The sequence below is a fragment of the Tenggerimyces flavus genome (genome assembly GCF_016907715.1).
Classification (GTDB): domain Bacteria; phylum Actinomycetota; class Actinomycetes; order Propionibacteriales; family Actinopolymorphaceae; genus Tenggerimyces; species Tenggerimyces flavus.
Genome location: NZ_JAFBCM010000001.1, coordinates 312,252 through 331,786, shown reverse-complemented (window position 1 = coordinate 331,786; position 19,535 = coordinate 312,252). Strand labels below are relative to the sequence as shown.

Genomic DNA, 19,535 nt, shown 5'->3' with positions numbered 1-19,535 from the left:
CCCCGGCTGGGCCGGCCGAGCAGGCCAGTATGCGGTCAAGTGGCCATGTCCGCCGGCCCGCGACATCCCTACGATCGGCCGTATGAGCACTCCTGTCTCCATCCCCGCGGCCATCGACGCCCTGGCCGGGCCGTGGCAGCCGCGCGATCTCGCGGTCGCTAACGACGCGGTCGTCCGCGTCGCGCGGCTGGAGGGCGAGTTCCCCTGGCACGAGCACGACGAGGACGAGCTGTTCCTGTGCTGGGACGGCACGTTCCGCATCGAGCTGGAGGGCGCTGAGCCGGTCGTTCTCGCCCGTGGCGATCTGTTCGTCGTACCCCGCGGCGTCCGCCACCGCCCGGTGGCGGACGCGGTCGCCCACGCGCTGCTGCTGGAGCGGCCGGAGACGAAGCAGTACGGCAACTAAGGCGGCTCCTTACGGCGGTCCCGAGGGTAGGGGCGAAACCTTAGGCAGCTGCCCGATCCGCCGACCCACCCCTTACGAGCAATCTTCTAGATGTCAGCAAAGGGCAGAAGACCTCCGAAGGGGACCACGATGTACTCGCAGCTCACGCAGGACCTGGCCCGCACCCGCATCAACGACCGCGTCCAGGCGGCCAAGTCAGCGAACCTCGCCCGCCGTATCCTCGGCTGGCGGCGGGTCACGAACTCGGTCGGTGGCCGAACGCCCATCTCGCACCGCGAACCTCAGCTGGCGTGACCGGGAAGTAACCACTAGGACTCAACACACGAGCCGGACCCCTTGCCCCCTGCCTCGGCAAGGGGTCCCTTCGCGTCTGGGGTTGCCGGCCGGCTGACCCGCCTCGGTGTCGGGGCGATGCGTGCCTCGGCAAGGGGTCGCTGTGTTCTCTTCGTGTCTGGGGTTGCCGGCCGGCTGACCCGCCTTGGTGTCGGGGTGGTGCGTGTCTCGGCAAGGGGTCGCTGTGTTCTCTTCGTGTCTGGGGTTGCCGGCCGGCTGACCCGCCTCGGTGTCGGGGCGATGCGTGCCTCGGCAAGGGGTCGCTGTGTCCCCTTCGCGTCGGTGTGGCCTAGGCCACACCGAAACCCGCGTGATATTCCTGCCGCCTCTGTGTCACAGGTCGCAGGAGGTGTGCGCGATGACCCAACAGCCCGGACGCTATGGACGCCTGTCGGCGGCGCAGCAGCAGGAACGGGAGGAGTTCATCGCGGCGCGTAACGCGGCAGTGGCCGAGGGTGACACCAGGCCGCTCCGCGAGTGGCTGGCGAAGGTCGAGGCCCGCGAGGAAGCCCGCCATCGCCTGCTCGTCGACCGGGCTAGCAACCGTCCTGCTGGAGCACCACGTCAGCCACCGTCGTCCGCCCCGCCCGCAGGCTGATCGACCGCACGTCCGGCACCCAGCCTTCGGCGCGGGCACCAATTGCACTGCGGAACAATCTTGGTGTCATTGCAACCAGGTCCGTGTATGTAGCGAGTCCTCACGGAGGGTAGGTGCCATCAGGATCGAGTAGCGGCTACTAGATCCGCGGCCAAGACGGATACCTGCAATGCCACGGTGACCGGTTCGCCGATTCCGGTCTCGGCCCGCCCGGCCATCGCCGACCCGAGTGCGGATGGTCCTTTGGCGAACAGAATGTCCAGAAACTGCAGGGCCTCTCCCGTCTCCTGACTGCTGATTGGGTCGGCGTTCAAACGTCTGAAGGCTTCGGCCAACGCTTCTGTCTCAATGTCGACGAGTATGCGATAGATATCGTGCGCATCCTTGTCGACCAGTCGCGTTGGGAAATCGACGCGTTCCGCGATCTTGTACAGCTTCGCGACGAGAAGTGCGCCAGGTCCGGCGACCGCTGCCGTGTAGGAACGATTGTCGGACGTGTCCAGTGAGAACACCTCCATCGACGAATTGTCTACGAGAGCGGCTTCGAGGCCCCTCGCCCGCCTGGCGACTGTCTTGCTGTGGGGCGGAATCCGTGCTCCGCGAGCCTGTTTGCCGGCCTTGCCTGCGAGCGTTTCTGGGACCATGAGGTCGACGGGTACGCCTTTCGGGCTCAACCATGCGCCTGGCTGATTGCTGATGGGATTCAGATAGAATCCAGCCTGGGTCATCGCTTCCTCTATAAGAGGGGCGTCGTTTAGCGAGCGTGGGTCCAACGCTAGATCGCTGTCCTTTGTCGCCTCTGCCAGGGCTACCGGAGCGGCTGACGTGCGCAGGTAGATCGCCTGAGCACCAATGACGATCACGGCGTCTCGCTGAGCATCGAGGGCGGCGAGAGCGTCAAGCATCGCGGTGCGCGACGCCACCAGAAGATCTTCGCTACTCCCGCCATGCGCGTTCATTGCGCACCATCCATTCAACGAGTTCCTCTGCTTCAGACGGATTTCGGCCGGGGCCTGTCATTAGATCGACGGCGACCTGCGTGGGTGCCGCAATCTGGTAGCCGCCGGATGCCGACGGGCGGCTTCTGGCGAAGACGGCGTTGCTCTCCGGCTCGGCGAGAATCACGTTCGCTCCGGCGTCGGCGGGGCGCAGGTCCCATAAGTCGGCGGCCATCGTCGCCTCGCTGGTATAGATCATCGCTGCCCGGGCCGGGGCGTAGGGGGCCCATTCAGCGGCTGCGGTGGTTCCTGTGACGGCATACTCTGTGGGGCTTTCCACCGCGCGTCTTAGGAGCCGGTCAATACCCCTGGCAGCAATCCAGCGGGTGGTCCGATTGCTGCCGACAAACTCGTAGTCTCGGCTCCATCGCCGCAGTAGTCGCCGCCAGTCCGATGCGACGATCCTCGCTTCGTCCTTCTGGATCAGATCCTCATCGGCCAAGAAATCGACTACACGGTATGCCGCGCCAGTTGATACTTCGGCGGTCTCGATGAGATGGCGCATCGACCATTGTCGGTCGAAATCCAACAACGCGCGAACGATCTTATGTGCTGGCGTTCCCTTCAAGGTGCCCCGTGGGCGACCAGGACCACGCCAAGGATCCCGGTCGGCTCCATGATCTGAGAGAAACAGGCCGGGTTTGGAGGCCGTCAGCCGTATGTTGCCGGTGGCGTCTATATATGACAGGCCATGGTCGGCAAGGCGCTCGCGTACGGGTGGTGACAAGTAGCGTGCAATCACGACTCGTATGCGGAGCTGGTCAGGGATATCGCTGAGGTAGTTGTGGAGCAGTTCACTGATGGAGGCGACGTCACGTGAGTCCACGACGCGTTTGGCTTCGATGAGAAGCCACGTCGTCGTCCCGTCCGGGGAAGCCAGTTCTACGATGCTGTCTACGCCACTGTCCCGACTGGCCGGTACGGGCGTGGGGCGAGTGGTCCAGCCCGGTGGTAGCCGCTCGGTCAGGATGGCCAGACCGCGCGCCAACACTTCGGCCTCTGACTGCGGCGCTGCGGTGTCGTTCACTACATTCGCCTCCGTTCGGGAAAAAGCTTAACTCCGCTGACGGCGGAATAGCAATTTTTCCCGAACGGCGCGCACGGTCTGACGTCAGGACCATGGGACGTGACCAGGATCAGACCCGTGCCACTGCGTCGGCGAAGCCCGCCATCGCCTGCTCGTCGACCGGGCTAGCAACCGTCCTGTTGGAGCACCACGTCAGCCACCGTCGTCCGCCCCGCCCGCAGGCTGACCGACCGTACGTCCGGCACCCAGCCGTCCAGGCCGGTGATCATCGTGGCCGGCCCGTTGCGGCTGTCGAGCCACCGCGCGTACGACCCCGAAGCGTCCGTCGGCAGCGTGAAGTCGTCCAGTCGCCCGTCCAGCCACACCGTCGCGCCCGCCAACACGCGGGCGACACCCTCGCAGGACACCCCGGTCACCGTTCCCCGCAGAAGCCCCCACCTACGCGGCGGCGAGACCGAGAGGGTCAGCGCGATCGTGCCCGTCGGGTACGGCGAGTCCTCCCGCACCAGCAGCGTCGAGGTGTACGTCCCCGGCTGCGACACCACCGAGGAGTCGAAGCGCATCCGTACCGTCGACCGGTCCCCGGGCGCTAGCTCCACAGAGCCCGGTGTCGCGGACAGCCAGGACGTGTCGCGGTCGGCGCCGCAGTCGGAGTGCCCGGCGAGCACCTCGACGAACGGCGACCCCAAGGTGTGCGACGTTCCGCCGCCCACCTTGTAGATCCCGCAGGCCGCCGCGCCCCGGTAGGTCGCGTACGTCGAACGCGGCAACGCCGTCCACGAGTCCGACAGCGGCGAGTACGCGAAGCCCTCGTTCGTGACCAGCTGGGTCCCGTCCGTCACGCCGCCGATCAGCTCCAGCCGACCGTCGGAGACCGACGAGGCGCTGGCCCACAGGTCGATGGGCAGGTCGGCCCGGCGCGTCCAGGTGTCCGTCCGCGGGTTGTACGAGTAGGTCGCCTGGGACGAGACCGGCCGCTGCCAGTTCCGCGTCCCGCCAGCGCAGTAGAGCTGCTCCTCGATCGCGCCGCACGAGAGCCACGACACCTCGTCGGGATAGTCGGCCAGCCGCTCCCACACCAGGTCAGCGGGGTCGTACCGGTACACCGCGGTCGCGTCGCACTGCTCCGGTCCCTGGCAGCCGCCGACCACGTAGAGGCGGTCGTCCAGGACGGCGCGACCGGCGGCCGCCGTCGCCGCGGGGATCCGCGGCCCGCTCGACCAGGTGCCGGTCGCCGGGTCGTAGATGTCCATCTCAGGCACCACGTGCGCGTCGTAACCCCAGTCGCTCTCGCTCCAGCCGCCGACGACGTGCAGCTTCCCGTCCAGGAACGCCGCGGTCGCCGCCTGCCGGCCGCGCGGCAGTGCCGGCAGCTCCGACCAGCCGCCCGCGGCGGGGTCGAAGACGAACGCCTCGCTGATCCCGTACCGCAGGTGCTCCTGCCCGCCGACCGAGTACACCTTGCCCTGGTACGTCGCCGCCGCGTTGTCGCTGATCGCGATCGGGTAGTCCGCGACGCCGCCCCAGCCGTCGGCCGCGCTCACCGCGGCCGGTTGCCCGGCGGACGCGGTACGGGTCGCGGCACCCGCGGCGAACGGGCTGAACGAGCCCTTCTCCCGGCGCAACGGCGCGCCCTCGGAAGCCACCCGCGCGGAAGCGAGCTCGAACGAGCCAGGCCGTTCCGCCAACGTCACCGAGGCATCGGCCGAGCCGCGGTTCCGCAACGTCACCGTCGCCGTGTCCTTCTCGCCGAGCTCCACCTCCGCCTCGACGGACGTCGACGAGGTCTTCACCTGCCCGGCTGCCAACGAGAAGTCCGACCGGACCGGCGCGACCCCGACGGTCACCCGGCGCACGTGCGACAGGTACTCCGCCGAGCTCGCCACGACCTCCCGCGATCCCGTCACCGGGCTGAACAGCGAGTAGAGACCGCCCTCCACGGACGACACGGACGAGCCGGACGGCCCGCGGACCGTCGCGCCCACCAGGCCGGTGCCGGTGTTGCGGTCCCGTACGTACCCCACGACCAGCCCACCCGGAGCCGGATCGCAGGACCGGTTGCCGACCCACGCGCTATCGACCTGCCACCACACGCCCGCGGTGTTCTCGGTCTCGTGGTAGCGGAACCGAGCGCGTACGAACCGTTCGCCCGCGGCCTGTGGGATCGGCACGGTCACCTGCTCCGGCCCGCGCCGGATGACGTCCGCGCGCCACACGTTCGACCACGTCGCCCCGCCGTCCAACGACAGGTCGACGTCGGCGATCCCCGACGGCTCGGTGTAGTCGAACAGGTAGAGGTCGCTGCGGAAGCCGATCGTCGGTGCGGAAACGCCGCGCAGGTCGACGACCGGTGACATCAGCGACGAGTCCTGCGCCTTGTCGAAACCGTAGAACTCGCTGTCCAGGATGGCGAAACCGCCCAACCCACCGGTCAGGTTGCCGTGCTCACCCGGGTCGTCGAACCGCCACACCTGCTCGGTCCCCAGCGGGTCCGTGATCGTCCAGCCGTCGGGTCCGGAGTCGAACGAGGCCACCGCACCCTGCGAGGTGTGGTGGTAGCCAGGTGCCTGGCACGAGTCGGCGTCCACCGGCACCGCGAAGTCGACCGTGAGGTCGCGCCGCCCCACCGACACCTCCCGCGTCAACGCCGGATACCCAACGGCAGAAGGCTGAACGGTCACCGTGTACGTCTTGTTCGGCTGCACCTCAACGTTGTACTTGCCGTTGAACGGCGAGCTGTGCGTTGACGAGCCGCCGGTCACGGACACCGAGCTCCGCAGCGGCCAGTCCTGTCCGGAGCCGTCGCGAACGACGCCGCTGAGCGTCACGGTCGAGGCCGCCGCGACGGGCATCGCGATGGCGAGCGGCGCGAGCAGGCCGGCGAGCAAGGCTGCGCGGATCATCGGGCGTTTCCTCCAGTCGGGCAGCCGGTTCTGTTCAACGTGAAGTCCTTCGTGGTCGTCTGCCCGGCCCGGAGCTGCACCGAACCGGTCGCCGGGAACCAGCCGTCCTTGGTGACGACCAGCGTGGCCGGGCTGTTCGCGCGGTCCTGCCACACGGCGTACGTACCGGCCGCGTCGGTGCGCAAAGTACGGTCCGCCAGCGGCCCGTCGTGCCGGACCGACGCGCCAGGCAAGGGCGCCTTGACGCCCGCGCAGTCCTTCCCGTACACGGTGCCGGCGAGCTTGCCCCACGATGCCGGGGCGTCCACCCGCAGCGAGACGGCCACCGACGGCGGCGTGTACGGCGTGGTGTCGCGTGCCTCGAGCGCCGCGACGTACGTGCCCGGCTGGTCGACCCCGGTGCCGTCGAACGTCACCGTGACGTCGACCGACGCACCCGGCGCGATCGTCACCGACGAAGGCGAGGACCGCAGCCAGCGCACCGGATCGGCCAGGCCGCAGTCGGCGAACCCGGTCAGCACCTCACCGAACGGCGAGCCCACGAAGTTGCCAGGAGACCCACCCACCTTGGCGAAACCGCATGCAGAGCCGCCGCGGTAGTAGCTGTGCCGGGAGTTCGCCAGCGCCGACCACGAGTCGGACACCGGGTCGTACGCGAAGCCCTCGTTCGTCACGGCGTCGTCGACGACGCCGCCGGACAGGAGCAGCGAACCGGCGGACACCGTCGAGCCCATGCCCCACACGTCGGTCGGCAGGTCGGCGAGCCGCGTCCAGATGTTCGCCGCCGCGTCGTAGCGGAACGTGCGTGCCGACGTGCCGCTCTCGGACGTGCCACCCGCGCAGTAGACGACGCCGGCGATGCCGCCGCAGGCCTGCCACGCGACGTCGCGCGGGTAGTCGGCGAGCCGGGTCCACGCGCGGTCGGACGCGTCGTACCGGTAGACCTGCCGCTCGCTGCACTCGGAGATGCAGCCGCCGATGACGAACAGCTGGTCGCCGACCACCGCCGTGCCCGCCGCCGTCGTCCGGCCGGGCATGCTCGGCCCGGCTGCCCACGTGTTGGCGACCGGGTCGTAGACGTCCATGTCAGCCCTAGCGTCGCCGGTCGCCGACCAGCCGCCGGCGACGTAGACCTTGCCGCTGAGCACGCCGATCGACGGCTTCTGCCGGGCCCGCGGAATCGGCGCGATCGCCTTCCAGGTTGACGATTCCCGGTTGTAGCGGTACGCGAGGTTGGTCGCGCCCTGCGCCGTCCGGCCGCCGAACGAGTACAGCTCGCCCTCGTGAGTCACCATCGCGTTGTCCATGATCGCGATTGGATAGTCGGCGAGCGAGGACCATGGCCCGCCGGCGGTGTCGGCCGGGGCGACCTTCGGCACGACACCGCCGGACGGTTTCGCCCCCGTCGAGAACGTGCCCGCCACGCGGCGCACCGGGATCGGCGCCGACGCGGCCTGGACCGTCACGGGGCCCGACCGTTCGCCGAGGTCGACCCGTGTGGATGCCGTTCCCTCGTTGCGGATCGTGACCTTCGCTGTCGTCTGCCCGCCGAGTGTCGTGCGCCCGGAGAGCGACGTCACGCTGGCCTCGATCACGCCGGCGGTCGGCTCGAAGTCGGCCACGTTCGCGGCGTCCGGCGCGACCTGGACCGTCCGTGTCGCGGCTTGGTAGCGCGGCTGCGAGGCGGTGAACGCACGCGACCCGTTCGGGACGAACGTCCAGTAGAAACCGTCGTCCAGCTGGGGATCCGTCGGCGTCGCGACCGTCGTCACCGAGCCGCCGTCGTGCCGTACAGTCGCGCCGACCAGCGGCTGGTCGGTGTTGGCGTCGCGGACGTGCCCGAGCACCAGACCGCCCGGAACGGTCTCGCAGACCTGCTCGCCGAGGTCGACGTTGTCGACCATCCACCAGCCGTCGAACGAGGCGGTGTAGTGGAAGCGGACGCGGACGTCCGTCTTCCCGACCGCCTGTGGCAGCGGCACGAGCTCCCGCGACTCGGGCACGCTCGGCTGCGTCGCGCGCCACACGTTCGTCCACGTCGTGCCGCCGTCGACGGACACGTCCACGTCCGCGACCGAGCTCGGCCCGTCGCTGTAGTCGGTGTTGAACCACAGCGCCGGAGTCGTCGTCCCCGACAGGTCGACCGGTGGCGAGACGAGCGCCGTGTCCTGCTCGGCGTCCGGCCCGTAGTCGGCGGAGAAGACCCAGCCGTACAGACCCTCGCCGCCGGTCCTGTTCCCGAAGCCGCGGTCGTCGTCGAACCTCCACACCTGGCCGTTGCCCAGCGGGTCGGTGACCGTCCAGCCGGCCGGCGTGGTCGGCTCGTCGAACGTCTCTGAGTACGCGATCCGCGGCGCCGCCTCGCGGTAGCCCGGTGCGGTGCAGTCGTACGGGTCCGAGGTGAGCCCGAAGTCGCGCGAGACATCGGCGGCGCCGACGGCGACCGGGACGACCTGCTCGCCGAGACCGGGATAGAGAGAGCGAATCCTCAACGTGTACGAGGCATTCGCCGGCACCTCGAAGCTGTAGCGCCCGGTCTTCGGGTCGGTGTAGAACGTGCCGTCCGGTACGTCGTCCGCCGTGATCGTCGCGTACAGCGGCCACCCGTGCGCGGACCCCTCCTTGACCGTGCCGCTGACCGTGACGCGGGGGAGGACCGGCAGTGCGAAGTCGCGGACGGTCTCGCCGCCCTCGGTGACGGTGACCTCGGCGGACCGCGGGGCGTACCCGAACGCGGTGACCGTGGCGGTGTACGTGCCGGTCGAGAGCAGCGCGCCGAACGTGCCGTCGGGCGCGGTCTGGAGGCGCCGGTTCGCGACCCCGGTGAGCGTGACGGTGGCGTTCGCGATCGGGTCGCCGGACTCGGTGCGGACCGTGCCGCGCAGCGTGCCGGTAGGCCCGCGCGGCGACGCCTCGACGGCGCGGAACGCGTCCAGCCGGCCCTCGCCGAAGACGTTGTTGTCCGCCGCGGTGCCGCCGCAGCTGGTGTCGTCCACGTCGATCGCGGTCTCGTCCAGTAGCGCCTCGGTCGCCTCGATGTCGCCGGTGAGCGCGGGTGCAACGGACCACATCAGCGCGACGGTGGCGGCGAGGTGCGGCGTGGCCATCGAGGTGCCGTCCCAGGTCCCGTACCCGTTGCCAGGAAGGCTGGAGCGGATCGCGACGCCCGGGGCGGCGAGGTTCGGCTTCGGGGTGTCGTCGGCGCCGGGGCCGCGCGAGGAGAACGAGCCGATCGAGCCGTCGGCGGCGTACGCGCCGACCGCGTACGCGAGCAGGCTGTCGCCCGGGGTGCCGGCGGTGTCGCAGCCCGGGCCGGCGTTGCCGTTGGCGAACGCGGGGAAGATGCCGGCGTCGATCCAGTTCGCGATCGCCTCGTCGTACCAGGGGTCCTCGACCGGGCCGTTGTCCCCGCCCCAGGAGTTGTTGACGACGTTCGGGCGCAGGTCCGGGCGCGGGTTCTGGCCCTGCGCGTCGGTCGGGGCGAGCAGCCACTGGGCCGACGACAGCAGCGCGAAGCTCGAGCAGCCCTCGCCCTCGCAGCCCTTCGCGGCGATCCACTTCACGCCGGGCGCGACACCGATGCCGTTCGCGCCGACCATCGTGCCCATCGTGTGGGTGCCGTGGCCGGCGTTGTCACAAGGGCCGAGGCCCGCTGGGCAGATGCCGGCCGGGTCGTACCAGTTGTAGTCGTGCCGCACGCTGCCGTCGGCCTGCCTGCCGCGGTACGAGGCCGCCAGCTCGGGGTGGTCGAACTGCGCGCCGGAGTCGACGTTCGCGACCACGATGCCCTCGCCGCGGGTGCCGAACTGCGACCAGACCTGGTCGGCGCGGATGCTCGCGACGCCCCACTCGACGCCGTCGACGGCGGCCGCCTTGGCCTTGCTCTTGGCGGGTTCCGGCAGCTTGTACGTCCGGGCCGGGTCGAGCCTGGTCACCGCGGCGTTCGCCGAGATCTTGTCGGCGAGCGCGGTCGTGCCGCCGAAGACGTAGACGACGTTCGCGACGGAGAACGCGCGGTACTTCACGCCGGCCTTGTCGAGCTCCTTGCGAACGTCGCGCTGGCTCTTCTCCGCGGTGCGCTCGAGCGCGTCGTACACCTGGCGGCCGCGTTCGGCCCAGCTGCCGCTCGGCGACACGTTCGACCGGGCGCCGAACGAGACCAGGAAGTCCGCGCTGCCAGCGGCGGCGAGGCCGCGTTGCAGGCTGGCGTCGATCTTCCGGACGGCAGGTGCCGGCTCGGCCTGGGCGTGCGGAGCCATCAGCAGCCCCGCTCCGAGCACGACGGCCACCAACGCGCGTACCAGCATGTGCACCCCTCTGCCGGATCGGACCGGATCGCGATCTCCCCCGAGGGGTCTCACTCGACCACCGATCGCGGCCTAGTGTGATCCGTAGTCACTACGGATTAATGGCCACGGACCAGCCAGGAGGACCGTTTGGCGCGAGTGTCGGAACGGCTGGTCGGGCGCGACGCCGAGCTGGCTGAGCTGCTCGAAGCGGTCTCGGCGCCGCCCGCGTTCGTGGTCGTCGAGGGCGAGGCCGGAATCGGCAAGAGCCGGCTCGTGCGCGAGCTGGCCGGTCGCGTTCCGCAGCTGCTGCGCGGCTCGTGCGAGCCGGTGGCCGAGCCGTTCCCGCTCGCGCCGGTGCTCGAGGCGCTGAAGGACGTGGCGCTGCCGCAGCGGCTGAACCCGGTCGTCGGCGCGCTCGCGCCGGTGCTGCCTGAGCTCGCCGCGCGGCTGCCTTCGGCGCCGCCGGCGTTGGACGACCATCGGGCCGAACGGCATCGCCTGCTGCGCGCCGCGGCGACGTTGCTCGGCGAGCTGGGGCCGGCGGTGCTCGTGGTCGAGGACGTGCAGTGGGCGGACGCGAGCACCGCGGAGTTCCTCGGCTACCTGGCCGCACGGATGCCGCCGGAGCTGGCGGTCGTGCTCACTGCGCGGGAGACGCCGGCGTGGGAGGCGTTCGCCCGGTCCCGGCCTTCGCGGATCGCGCTGTCGCCGCTGCCGTTGGACGCCGTCCGCGAGCTGGCCGCGATCCTGCTGGAGACCGCGGAGGTGCCGGAGCCGTACGCGCGGTCGCTGCACGCGCTGACCGCGGGGATCCCGTTCGTCGTCGAGGAGGTCGTCGCGGCTGGGTCAGGGTCGGTGCCGACGGGGTTGCGCGACGCGGTGCTGCCGCGGCTCGCGGCGTTGGAGGAGCAGCCGCGGGAGGTGCTCGGCGCGTCGGCGGTGCTCGGTCTCGTTCCGGACGAGCAGATCCTCGCGGCGGTGATGGGGCTCGACGTGGCGACCGTGGTCCGGTCGCTGAGCCGTTGCCATGCGGCGGGGCTGCTGCACGAGGGGACGGGCTTCCGGCACGAGCTCGCGCGGCAGGTCGTCTACCAGTCCGTTCCCGCGCCGACGCGGCGGTGGCTGCACCAACGGGTGGCCGAGGTGCTGCAGGGCGTGGTGCCGTTGCCGGTCGCGCAGATCGCGCACCACTACGAGCAGGCGGGACGGCTGCTGTCGTTCGTGAAGTACGCCGAGGCCGCGGCGGAGCTCGCGCAGTCACAGGGCGACGACGCGGCGGCCGCGCGGTATCTCGTCCGGGCGGTCGAGGTGCCCGGGCTGGCGGCGTCGGACCGGGTGCGGCTCGCGGCGTGGCTGGCGCGGGCGGCGGTCCAGGGGCTCGCGCAGTCGGAGGCGGCACCCGTACTGGACCGGGTGCTGGCGTCGGTCGAGCTGGAGCCGAGCGCCGATGGGGAGCTGAGGTTCCTGCTCGGGCGGTTGTTGCGGCAGCAGGGCGAGGCTCTGCGTGGGTACGAGGAGATCGCTCGCGCGACCGTGGATCTCGCCGACCGGCCCGACCAGTTGGCGTTGGCGCTCGCGATCCTGGCGGTGCCGGACCTCGTGACGGGACGTTCGATCGCCGAGCACCGCGCTCGGTGCTTGGAGGCGGTGGTGGCGGCGGAGCTGAGCGGCGAGCCGTTCGTGGTCGCGGCGGTCGGCGTGGCGCGGGTGTCGTTGCTGATCGAGGTCGCGGACCCGTCCGCTGCTTCGGCGATGACTGCTTTGTTGGCGACGCCGGCGGTGGCGGACGAGCCGCGCGAACACGCCCGGGCCTGCCTGAACTGGGCACAGGCCGCGGTGCACGTCGGTGACATCGCGCTGGCCGACCGGATGCTGGCGGAGTGCCGCGTGGTCGCCGCGCGGGCGGAGCACTTCCGGGTGAACACGCTGCTCGATCTGGTGTCGGCGTCGGTCGATCTGGCGGCGGGACGCTTCGTGGGCTTGCTGGAACGGGTGCGCGCGTTGTCGACGAGCGAGTTCTCGGCGGCGAGCCTGGAGACGGAGTACCTGCTCGGCGCGGTGCTCGCGGTCGCGGGCGATCCGGACGAGGCGGAACGCCGGCTGCGCGCGGTCGTCGGGACGGCGGAACGGGTCGGTGCGCTGTGGCCGCTCGTTCCGGCGCGTTCCGCTCTGGCGCGGCTGTTGCTCGCGTCGGGACGGTCCGTCGAGGCGGCTGCGCAGGCGTCGGAGGGGCTGAACGTCCTTAGGGCCAAGGGGAACTGGGTCTGGGCGGGCGAGACGGTGTCGTGCCTGGTCGAGGCCTCGTCGCCTGCGGCCTCGGCGGCGGTGGTGGAGTTCGCGGTCGGCCTGGCGGGGGTGGCGGCGCCTGCGGCCCGGGCGCACCTGGCGTCCTGCGAGGGTCGGCTGGAGGAGGCGCGGGAGGAGTTCGTACGGCTGCGCCTGCCGTACGAGGCGGCGCGGATCTCCGAGCGACTCGGGCTGCTTGAGGGCGCGCAGGCGTACGACGCGGTCGGCGCGGTCGCGTCGCTGGCGCGGGTGCTGCGGGAGATGCGGCGGACGGGCGTGCCGGTCCCGTACCCGTGGCGTGGTGGGCGCCGGTCGTACGGCTCGGCGCTGTCGCCGCGCGAACGGGAGGTCGCGCAGCTCGCGGCGTCGGGGCAGACCAACGCCGAGATCGCCGCGCGGCTGTACGTGTCGCCGCGGACCGTCGAGAGCCACGTCGCGAGCGCGCTGCGGAAGCTCGGCGGGCAGACGCGGAAGGACCTCGAGACGTTGTTGTCGGTGGGGCACGGTAAGCCTGAGGCATGAGATATGGCGTGAACCTCCCGATGATCGGGTCGGCGACGCGACTGATCGAGCTGGCGATCGCGACCGAGGAGTCCGGCTGGGACGGCTTCTTCCTCTGGGACCACCTGCGGCTCGACCCGTCCGCTCCCGACGTCCACGACCCGTGGGTGCTGCTCGGCGCGGTGGCCGCGCGGACGTCCCGCGTACGCCTCGGCACGCTGGTGACGCCGGTCGCGCGGCGGCGGCCGTGGAAGCTGGCCAAGGAGGTCACGACGCTCGACCACCTGTCCGGCGGTCGGGCCGTGCTCGGCGTGGGGCTCGGGGTGCCGGTCGACCTGGAGTACGCGGCTTTCGGCGAGTCCGACCAGCCGCGGGTGCACGCTTCGATGCTGGACGAGGCGCTCCCGGTGCTCGACACGTTCTTCCGGGGCGAGCAGGTCGACCACGACGGCGAGCACTACTCGATCCACGCGCGGCTCGCGCCCGGCTCGGTGCAGCGGCCGCGGCCGCCGATCTGGGTGGCGGGCACGTTGCCGTACAAGCGCCCGATGGAGCGCGCGTTGCGCTGGGACGGCTACTTCCCGTTGGACTTCAAGACCAACGAGGCCGGTCTCACCGCGGCCGGGCTCGCCGAGGTGGTGGAGAAGATGGCGCCGCCGGAGGGCTTCGAGATCGTCACGCTGCACACCGGCGTCTCGACTCCCGCCGAGCTGGAACGCGCCGGCGCGACCTGGCTGATCGACGGCCCGGACGGAGACGACAAGGGCATGGTCGAGACCGAACGCCGGATCCTCGACGGCCCGCCGCGCTAGTCCTTCTTGTCGGAGTGGCCGAGGGAACGGTCGGGGGCGATGCGGTCGCGGACGAGCTGCTTCAGTGCCGCCAGCTCCGGGAACCCGCCCTGGTCCTTCCGCGACCAGAGCAGCTCGCCGTCCAGGCGTACGTCGAACACGCCGCCGACGCCGGGGATCAGCGCGACCTCGCCGAGCTCGGTGACGAACGTGGTCAGCAGCTCCTGCGCCGTCCACCCCGCACGCAGCAACCACCGGCACTGGGTGCAGTACTCGATCTCCAACCGGGGCTGCCTCTGCGTCACAACCCCCAGGCTAGCCAGGCGCGACGGTGAACTCGTCCACGCCGGGGCACACCTCGCGCGCGCCGCGGGACAGCTCGATCCGCACCGGCACGTCCGCCGGCCGCGTCAGGGACAGGTCGAGCACCGACGAGAGCCGTACGGTGACGTGCCCCTCCGGCCGCCCCACCGCCACCCGCGGTTGCGGACCTTGTCAGCGTCGCCGTAAGAAGGGCCGGCCGAATCGGGCCGATGCCCTATTCACGTCCTCAGATCCGGGGCCACGAGGTCGACGAGGCGCCAGAGCTCCCACAGGGCGTCGAAGCGTTGCGCCGGGCTGGAGCCGCCGTCGAGGGCGGCCGTGATCGCCGCGACGACGAGGGCCGCGTCCGGATGTCGGCGGAGCGCGTGCAGCAGCCACTTGTCGTACGGATGCGCATGCCCGTTGGCGAGCAGCCAGAACCTCGCCGCGTACCCGGCGCACGCGGCCGCCGTCAACGCCTGCGCTGCGGGGTCGTCGCGCGGCAGGCAGGCTACCGCCGCGTTGCGACTCGTCCGGAAGGCGCGGTACGCCGTCGCCGTCAGCTCCGGGCGGTCGCGTTCGAACCGTTCTGCCACCTGCGCTCGGTAGACCTCGCCCACCCCGTTCGTCACCCGCAGCGGGATCGCGTGCGCGAGCTCGAACGCCCACTCCGTGAGTGCGGCCTCGCGTTCGGTGCGGTCCGCGGGGCCGAGCGCCGTCAGGTCGACCGCGCCGACTCGCCGCCATGCCACGTGGAGGTCCAGGTCGGGCTTGCGATCCACCACGGGCCGGCGGATCGCGAAGATCTCGTCGAGCACGTCCTCGGACGGGACGTCGACGCCATCACGAGCCGTCAGCAGCACCGTGTCCCAGTCGCTCAGCTCGTCCCCGGCGCCGAAGGTCCTCGACCCGACCAGGTACCAGTCGCCCTGGTCCAGCGGGCCGGCGAGCCGCGGGTCGGCGAGGGCCGCCGCCACCAGTCCGGAACGATCGCTCATGCCGACGAAATCCAAGGCAGCGGAGAGGACATCTGCCCGAAGCCCAGGTCGTGGCCGGCGTTGGCTAGCGCGCTGCGGACGGTGAGCCCCAGCTGACCTTGGCTCCCGCTTCGAGCTCGAGCCGGTCGCCAGTGGTGGCGAGGTCACCGCTGGCGATCAGCTTCTCCAGCGCCGCAGTGACGGCCTGGTCGAACGCGGCGGCGGCTTCGTCGCCCATGTGCGTTCGGGAGAACCCGCGCTGCGAGTGGCGGGCGTCGAGGTACTCCTCGACCGTTGGCCGCCACGGCTCGGGCGCGCACTTCCGCTCGCCCTCGAGCGTGAACAGGCCGCGCTTGGTGAGCTCCTCGATGAGGTCGTACCGCGCGAAGTTCTTGACCGACGAGTACTGCCGCCAGAGCGGGAGCAGCGCCTCGACGGTGACGGGTGAGCCGCCCCAGTCGCGGTCGACGATGGCGAGCGTCGTCCCCAGGCGGGGGAGGACGACGTCCCAGTCCATCCAGTGCAGGCTCTCGCCGGCGGTCGCGAGCGCGTACGGCGGGTGCAGCTCGGCCTCCTCGGCCGGGCCGACCTGCCAGTGCAGGTTGGCGCGGTCGCCGCCGGGCAGCTGCTTGCCGCGTACGACCATCGCCTCGGAGAAGTCGACGGCATCGACCCGTTCGACGTGCGGCGCGATCCGTCGCGCGAGGTCACCCGGCCCGCAGCCGAGGTCGAGTACGGGACCGCCGGCGGCCAGCTCGAGCAGCAGCTCGATCGCCTCGGCCGGATACGGCGGCCGCTGGTGGTAGACGGCCACGACCTGCTCGTCCTGGAATCCCTCGGCCACCTCGGTGGACAGATGCGCTGGTCTCGCTCCCATGCCGCCCATCCTTACCGACCCTGGCCACCACCGCTAACGCCAATACGCGTCGCGCCGATGCTCTACGTCGAGGACAAAGACCAGCCGCTTCTCCTCGTCGAGGCGGTAGCGGATCCGATAGGTTCCGCGGCGAGCTCGCCATTGGCCCTCGAACGGAGCCCGCAACGGGGCCCCGACGCGATGCGGATTCGTGGTGAGCGGACCCTTGATGAACTCGATGCAAGCTGCCGCGACGCTCACAGGGAGTCGTTCGGCGAGCTGGCGGTGAGCGCTTCCCGTGACGACTATGCCCCAGACGTCTTCAGCCACTGTCTCGTGAACGACGTTGGCGGAAGGCGGCCTCCACCTCATCGATGCCGAACGTCTCGCCGGCGGCGATCTCGGCCTCTGCCTGAGCCACTCTGGCCTGGGCGTCGGGATCGGCGAGCAGTTCCAAGGTGGCCTCGATGGACTCGAGATCCTCCACGGAGAGGATCACGAATGCTTCTCTCCCGTTTCTCGTCACCGTGACCCGCTCGTGCGTCCGAATCACCTCGTCGGCGATTTCGGACAGGTGTGCCTTCGCCTCGGAGAGCGGCAGCGTTTTCATAGTCAGAATTCTAGTCCATCGGGACGACCTTGACCCCAGCGTCCTGGATTGATCTAATCACTTGGTCAATCGAGGAGGTCGGTATGCGGCGGTGGATCGGGTTGGTCGGGATCGTGGGACTGACGGGAGCGCTCTTCAGCGCGCCGGTGGCGGAGGCGAAGCCCCCCAAGGAGTGTGACGTGGTCAGCCGTAACTGGACGGCCAGCGCGCAGATCGACCAGGCGAGGACGCAGCGGTTCACCGCGTACGGCAACACCGGGGTGGGGTGGACGGGCGGCGACTCGACCTACTCCGTCCCGCTCAGCCATGGTCGCACCGCGTGGCTGTTCTCCGACACTTTCTGGGGTCCGGTCAACGCCGACGGCAGCCGGCCGACCGACGTGCCGTTCCTCAACAACTCCTTCGTCGTCGAACGCAACGGCAAGCTCACCACGGTGCCGAAGGAGCCGCGAAGCCTCGTCGAGCCCGACGAGCCCAACACCTGGAACTGGCTCGGCGCCGGCCTCAACCACGGCAAGACGCTCGACGTGATCTTCCTCGAGTACGGCAAGACCGGCCCGGGCTCGTTCGACTTCGCCTGGCGCGAGAACAAGCTCGTCCGCTTCGACGCCACTACGCTCGAACGCAAGAGCATCAGCAAGCTCCCGTCGAGCGCCAACATCCAGTGGGCTTCCTGGCTCGAACGCGTCGGCGCCCACACCTACATCTACGGTGTCGAGGACCTCGGTGCCGCCAAGCACATGCACCTCGCCCGCATCACCGGAACCGACCTCGCCAAGCCGTGGCAGTACTGGACCGGCACGGGCTGGTCCAGCAGCGAGCAGGACTCCGCGCGCATCATGCAGGGCGTCGCGAACGAGTACAGCGTGTCCCGCTTCAAGGACGGCTACCTGCTCGTCACGCAGGACACGAACGAGATCTTCAGCCGCAACATCGTCGCCTACACGTCGTGCTCGCCGACGGGACCGTTCGTCCGCAAGGCCACGCTCTACCAGACGCCCGAGACCGGGGCGGCCGGCTCGTACGGAAATCCCAACATCATCACGTACAACGCGCACGAGCACCCCGACTTCCGCAACGGCAACGAGCTGCTCATCACCTACAACGTCAACAGTCTCGACCCGAACGCCGACCTCTACCGCGACGTGACGATCTACCGTCCACGCTTCGTCAAGGTCACGTTGACGTCGACGCGATGAGTACGGAGGTCCACCGGCGGAAGCTCGCGCACGAGCTCTCCGCCGGGCTCGTCGAGTACATCCAGCACCGCCGCCTGAACGCGGGCGACCAGCTGGAGACCGTACGAGCGCTCGCCGTCCGGTTCGGCGTCGCGGTGCCGACGCTGCGCGAGGCGCTGCGGCGGCTCGAGGCGAACGGGATGATCGAGCTGCGGCACGGTTCAGGTATCTACGTCGGCCCGAACATCAGCCGGCTCGTGCTCCCCAACCCGATGCCCGGCACCGTGTCCTGGCGGCAGCTCACCGACCTGCTCGAAGCAAGGCTTCAGATCGAGCCGCACATCGTCGCCAAAGCCGCCGAGGTTCGCGAGGAGGCTGGAATCGCCAAGCTGCGTGCGGGAATCGCCGAGGCTGAGCGGTGCATCGCAACCGACGACGAGGGACTCTGGCTCGTCAACCTCGAGTTGCACCGCAACCTCGCCGCGGCTGCCGGCAACCCCGTTCTCACCGAGGTCGTCGAGTCGCTGCTGCTCGTCCACTCGATGGAGCAGCGCCAGATCCTCGCGATCTACGGTGACAAGCACCGCGACTTCCTCGAGCACCAACAGCTCGTGGACGCGGTCGTCAACGGTGACGTCGAGAACGCACGCCGGCTGGCTCGCGAGCATCTGCAGGACGTCGCCGATCGAGTACGCACCAGTGGAGAGGTGGAATGAGGGTCATCGTCGTGACCGGCGGTGGCGCCGGCATGGGTGCGGCCACCGTCGCGCAGCTGGCGGCCGAAGGCTGCCGGGTTGTCGCTGTCGACCGGGACGAGCGGGCGCTCTCGGCCAGTGCGGCCGGCAACGTCGAGCCGTTCGTCGCCGACGTACGCGATGACGAAGCCCTTGCCCGGTTGGCCGAACACGTCCGCGGGACGTACGGCCGGCTCGACGGCCTCGTCTGCGCCGCCGGCATCCAGCGCTACGGCACGGTCGTCGACACGACGCCGGAGATCTACGACGAGGTCATGAACGTCAACGTACGTGGAGCGTTCATGGCCTGCCACCACCTCATCCCGCTGATGCGCGAGAACGGCAAGGGCTCGGTCGTCGTCATCGCGTCGGTGCAGGCGTACGCAGCGCAGCCCCGCGTCGCCGCCTACTCAGCCAGCAAGGGCGCGTTGCTCGCGCTGGTCAAGGCGATGTCGGTCGACCACGCACCCGAGGGCATTCGCGTCAACGTCGTCTGTCCAGGCTCGGTTGACACCCCGATGCTGCGCTCGTCGGCGGAGATGTTCAAGGGCGACAAGACCACAGATCAGGTCGTCGCCGAGTGGGGCCGTTCGCATCCGATCGGCCGCGTCGCGCAACCGGACGAGGTCGCCGACGTCATCACGTTCCTGCTCAGTGACCGCGCCTCGTTCGTCACCGGCGCCGACGTCAAGGTCGACGGCGGCCTGATGTCGACCATCGGCGTCGCCCTCCCGGAGAGCTGAAT

At 70.2% G+C, this 19,535-nt stretch carries 18 protein-coding genes; 8 read left to right on the top strand and 10 right to left on the bottom strand.

Annotated elements, in window-relative coordinates; genetic code table 11:
- Positions 1–82 precede the first annotated feature (82 nt).
- The 3 genes from JOD67_RS01715 to JOD67_RS01705 all read left to right on the top strand — a co-directional run bounded on the left by JOD67_RS01715 (position 83) and on the right by JOD67_RS01705 (position 1,337).
- Complete coding sequence (locus JOD67_RS01715) at positions 83–406, top strand: cupin domain-containing protein (RefSeq protein ID WP_205114266.1); 324 nt, start codon at positions 83–85, stop codon at positions 404–406.
- A 129-nt stretch (positions 407–535) separates the two neighbouring features.
- Positions 536–700, top strand: coding sequence for a hypothetical protein (locus JOD67_RS01710; protein ID WP_205114264.1), 165 nt, complete (start codon positions 536–538; stop codon positions 698–700).
- 397 nt (positions 701–1,097) lie between these two features.
- Positions 1,098–1,337, top strand: coding sequence for a hypothetical protein (locus JOD67_RS01705; RefSeq protein WP_205114262.1), 240 nt, complete (start codon positions 1,098–1,100; stop codon positions 1,335–1,337).
- A gap of 119 nt (positions 1,338–1,456) precedes the next feature.
- Here the strand turns inward: JOD67_RS01705 and JOD67_RS01700 are convergent, their stop codons facing one another.
- From JOD67_RS01700 to JOD67_RS01685, 4 genes are all read right to left on the bottom strand, one after another.
- Complete coding sequence (locus JOD67_RS01700; protein WP_205114260.1) at positions 1,457–2,296, bottom strand: hypothetical protein; 840 nt, start codon at positions 2,294–2,296, stop codon at positions 1,457–1,459.
- Positions 2,274–3,362: a hypothetical protein gene (locus JOD67_RS01695; protein WP_205114258.1), complete on the bottom strand. Its 1,089-nt coding sequence runs from the start codon at positions 3,360–3,362 to the stop codon at positions 2,274–2,276. The genes JOD67_RS01700 and JOD67_RS01695 overlap by 23 nt, the downstream gene beginning before the upstream one ends.
- 164 nt (positions 3,363–3,526) lie before the next feature.
- Positions 3,527–6,265: a Kelch repeat-containing protein gene (locus JOD67_RS01690; RefSeq protein ID WP_205114256.1), complete on the bottom strand. Its 2,739-nt coding sequence runs from the start codon at positions 6,263–6,265 to the stop codon at positions 3,527–3,529.
- Positions 6,262–10,572: a S8 family serine peptidase gene (locus JOD67_RS01685; protein ID WP_205114254.1), complete on the bottom strand. Its 4,311-nt coding sequence runs from the start codon at positions 10,570–10,572 to the stop codon at positions 6,262–6,264. Before JOD67_RS01685 ends, JOD67_RS01690 begins: the two co-directional genes overlap by 4 nt.
- A 138-nt stretch (positions 10,573–10,710) precedes the next feature.
- On the opposite strand from JOD67_RS01685, the gene JOD67_RS01680 reads away from it, so the two are divergent.
- Positions 10,711–13,362: an ATP-binding protein gene (locus tag JOD67_RS01680; protein WP_307782723.1), complete on the top strand. Its 2,652-nt coding sequence runs from the start codon at positions 10,711–10,713 to the stop codon at positions 13,360–13,362.
- Entirely contained in the window at positions 13,359–14,153 is a 795-nt protein-coding gene (locus JOD67_RS01675; protein WP_205114250.1) for an LLM class flavin-dependent oxidoreductase, read from the top strand. The genes JOD67_RS01680 and JOD67_RS01675 overlap by 4 nt, the downstream gene beginning before the upstream one ends.
- Here JOD67_RS01675 and JOD67_RS01670 read toward each other — a convergent pair.
- The 6 genes from JOD67_RS01670 to JOD67_RS01645 form a co-directional block, all read right to left on the bottom strand.
- The gene (locus tag JOD67_RS01670) at positions 14,150–14,437 is read right to left on the bottom strand and encodes an Rdx family protein (protein ID WP_205114248.1); all 288 of its coding nucleotides are present in this window, start codon (positions 14,435–14,437) and stop codon (positions 14,150–14,152) included. The two genes, JOD67_RS01675 and JOD67_RS01670, sit on opposite strands and share 4 nt — an antisense overlap.
- Before the next feature lie 10 nt (positions 14,438–14,447).
- Positions 14,448–14,609, bottom strand: coding sequence for a hypothetical protein (locus tag JOD67_RS01665; protein WP_205114246.1), 162 nt, complete (start codon positions 14,607–14,609; stop codon positions 14,448–14,450).
- A gap of 65 nt (positions 14,610–14,674) precedes the next feature.
- A complete protein-coding gene (locus JOD67_RS01660) occupies positions 14,675–15,433 on the bottom strand; it encodes a hypothetical protein (RefSeq protein ID WP_205114244.1) in 759 nt (252 codons plus the stop codon).
- A gap of 64 nt (positions 15,434–15,497) precedes the next feature.
- Positions 15,498–16,289, bottom strand: a complete 792-nt coding sequence (locus JOD67_RS01655; protein WP_205114242.1) for a class I SAM-dependent methyltransferase — start codon at positions 16,287–16,289, stop codon at positions 15,498–15,500.
- Between the two features lie 33 nt (positions 16,290–16,322).
- A complete protein-coding gene (locus JOD67_RS01650; RefSeq protein ID WP_307782233.1) occupies positions 16,323–16,529 on the bottom strand; it encodes a type II toxin-antitoxin system RelE family toxin in 207 nt (68 codons plus the stop codon).
- A 61-nt stretch (positions 16,530–16,590) separates the two neighbouring features.
- Positions 16,591–16,878, bottom strand: a complete 288-nt coding sequence (locus tag JOD67_RS01645) for a type II toxin-antitoxin system Phd/YefM family antitoxin (protein WP_205114238.1) — start codon at positions 16,876–16,878, stop codon at positions 16,591–16,593.
- Positions 16,879–16,961: 83 nt separating this feature from the next.
- On the opposite strand from JOD67_RS01645, the gene JOD67_RS01640 reads away from it, so the two are divergent.
- Genes JOD67_RS01640 through JOD67_RS01630 form a run of 3 tightly spaced genes read left to right on the top strand, consistent with a single transcriptional unit; the run spans position 16,962 to position 19,533 of the window.
- Positions 16,962–18,077: a DUF5005 domain-containing protein gene (locus JOD67_RS01640; protein WP_205114236.1), complete on the top strand. Its 1,116-nt coding sequence runs from the start codon at positions 16,962–16,964 to the stop codon at positions 18,075–18,077.
- Positions 18,074–18,772: a FadR/GntR family transcriptional regulator gene (locus JOD67_RS01635; RefSeq protein ID WP_205114234.1), complete on the top strand. Its 699-nt coding sequence runs from the start codon at positions 18,074–18,076 to the stop codon at positions 18,770–18,772. Before JOD67_RS01640 ends, JOD67_RS01635 begins: the two co-directional genes overlap by 4 nt.
- On the top strand, positions 18,769–19,533 hold the full coding sequence (locus tag JOD67_RS01630) for an SDR family NAD(P)-dependent oxidoreductase (protein WP_205114231.1): 765 nt from the start codon (positions 18,769–18,771) through the stop codon (positions 19,531–19,533). Before JOD67_RS01635 ends, JOD67_RS01630 begins: the two co-directional genes overlap by 4 nt.
- The last annotated feature ends 2 nt before the right edge of the window (positions 19,534–19,535 follow it).

Bases quoted from the DNA above. Each gene is read 5' to 3' on its own strand.
- JOD67_RS01715 (WP_205114266.1), top strand. From the start codon at position 83: ATGAGCACTCCTGTCTCCATCCCCGCGGCCATCGACGCCCTGGCCGGG.
- JOD67_RS01710 (WP_205114264.1), top strand. From the start codon at position 536: ATGTACTCGCAGCTCACGCAGGACCTGGCCCGCACCCGCATCAACGAC.
- JOD67_RS01705 (WP_205114262.1), top strand. From the start codon at position 1,098: ATGACCCAACAGCCCGGACGCTATGGACGCCTGTCGGCGGCGCAGCAG.
- JOD67_RS01700 (WP_205114260.1), bottom strand. From the start codon at position 2,296: ATGAACGCGCATGGCGGGAGTAGCGAAGATCTTCTGGTGGCGTCGCGC.
- JOD67_RS01690 (WP_205114256.1), bottom strand. From the start codon at position 6,265: ATGATCCGCGCAGCCTTGCTCGCCGGCCTGCTCGCGCCGCTCGCCATC.
- JOD67_RS01685 (WP_205114254.1), bottom strand. From the start codon at position 10,572: ATGCTGGTACGCGCGTTGGTGGCCGTCGTGCTCGGAGCGGGGCTGCTG.
- JOD67_RS01675 (WP_205114250.1), top strand. From the start codon at position 13,359: ATGAGATATGGCGTGAACCTCCCGATGATCGGGTCGGCGACGCGACTG.
- JOD67_RS01660 (WP_205114244.1), bottom strand. From the start codon at position 15,433: ATGAGCGATCGTTCCGGACTGGTGGCGGCGGCCCTCGCCGACCCGCGG.
- JOD67_RS01655 (WP_205114242.1), bottom strand. From the start codon at position 16,289: ATGGGAGCGAGACCAGCGCATCTGTCCACCGAGGTGGCCGAGGGATTC.
- JOD67_RS01645 (WP_205114238.1), bottom strand. From the start codon at position 16,878: ATGAAAACGCTGCCGCTCTCCGAGGCGAAGGCACACCTGTCCGAAATC.
- JOD67_RS01640 (WP_205114236.1), top strand. From the start codon at position 16,962: ATGCGGCGGTGGATCGGGTTGGTCGGGATCGTGGGACTGACGGGAGCG.
- JOD67_RS01635 (WP_205114234.1), top strand. From the start codon at position 18,074: ATGAGTACGGAGGTCCACCGGCGGAAGCTCGCGCACGAGCTCTCCGCC.
- JOD67_RS01630 (WP_205114231.1), top strand. From the start codon at position 18,769: ATGAGGGTCATCGTCGTGACCGGCGGTGGCGCCGGCATGGGTGCGGCC.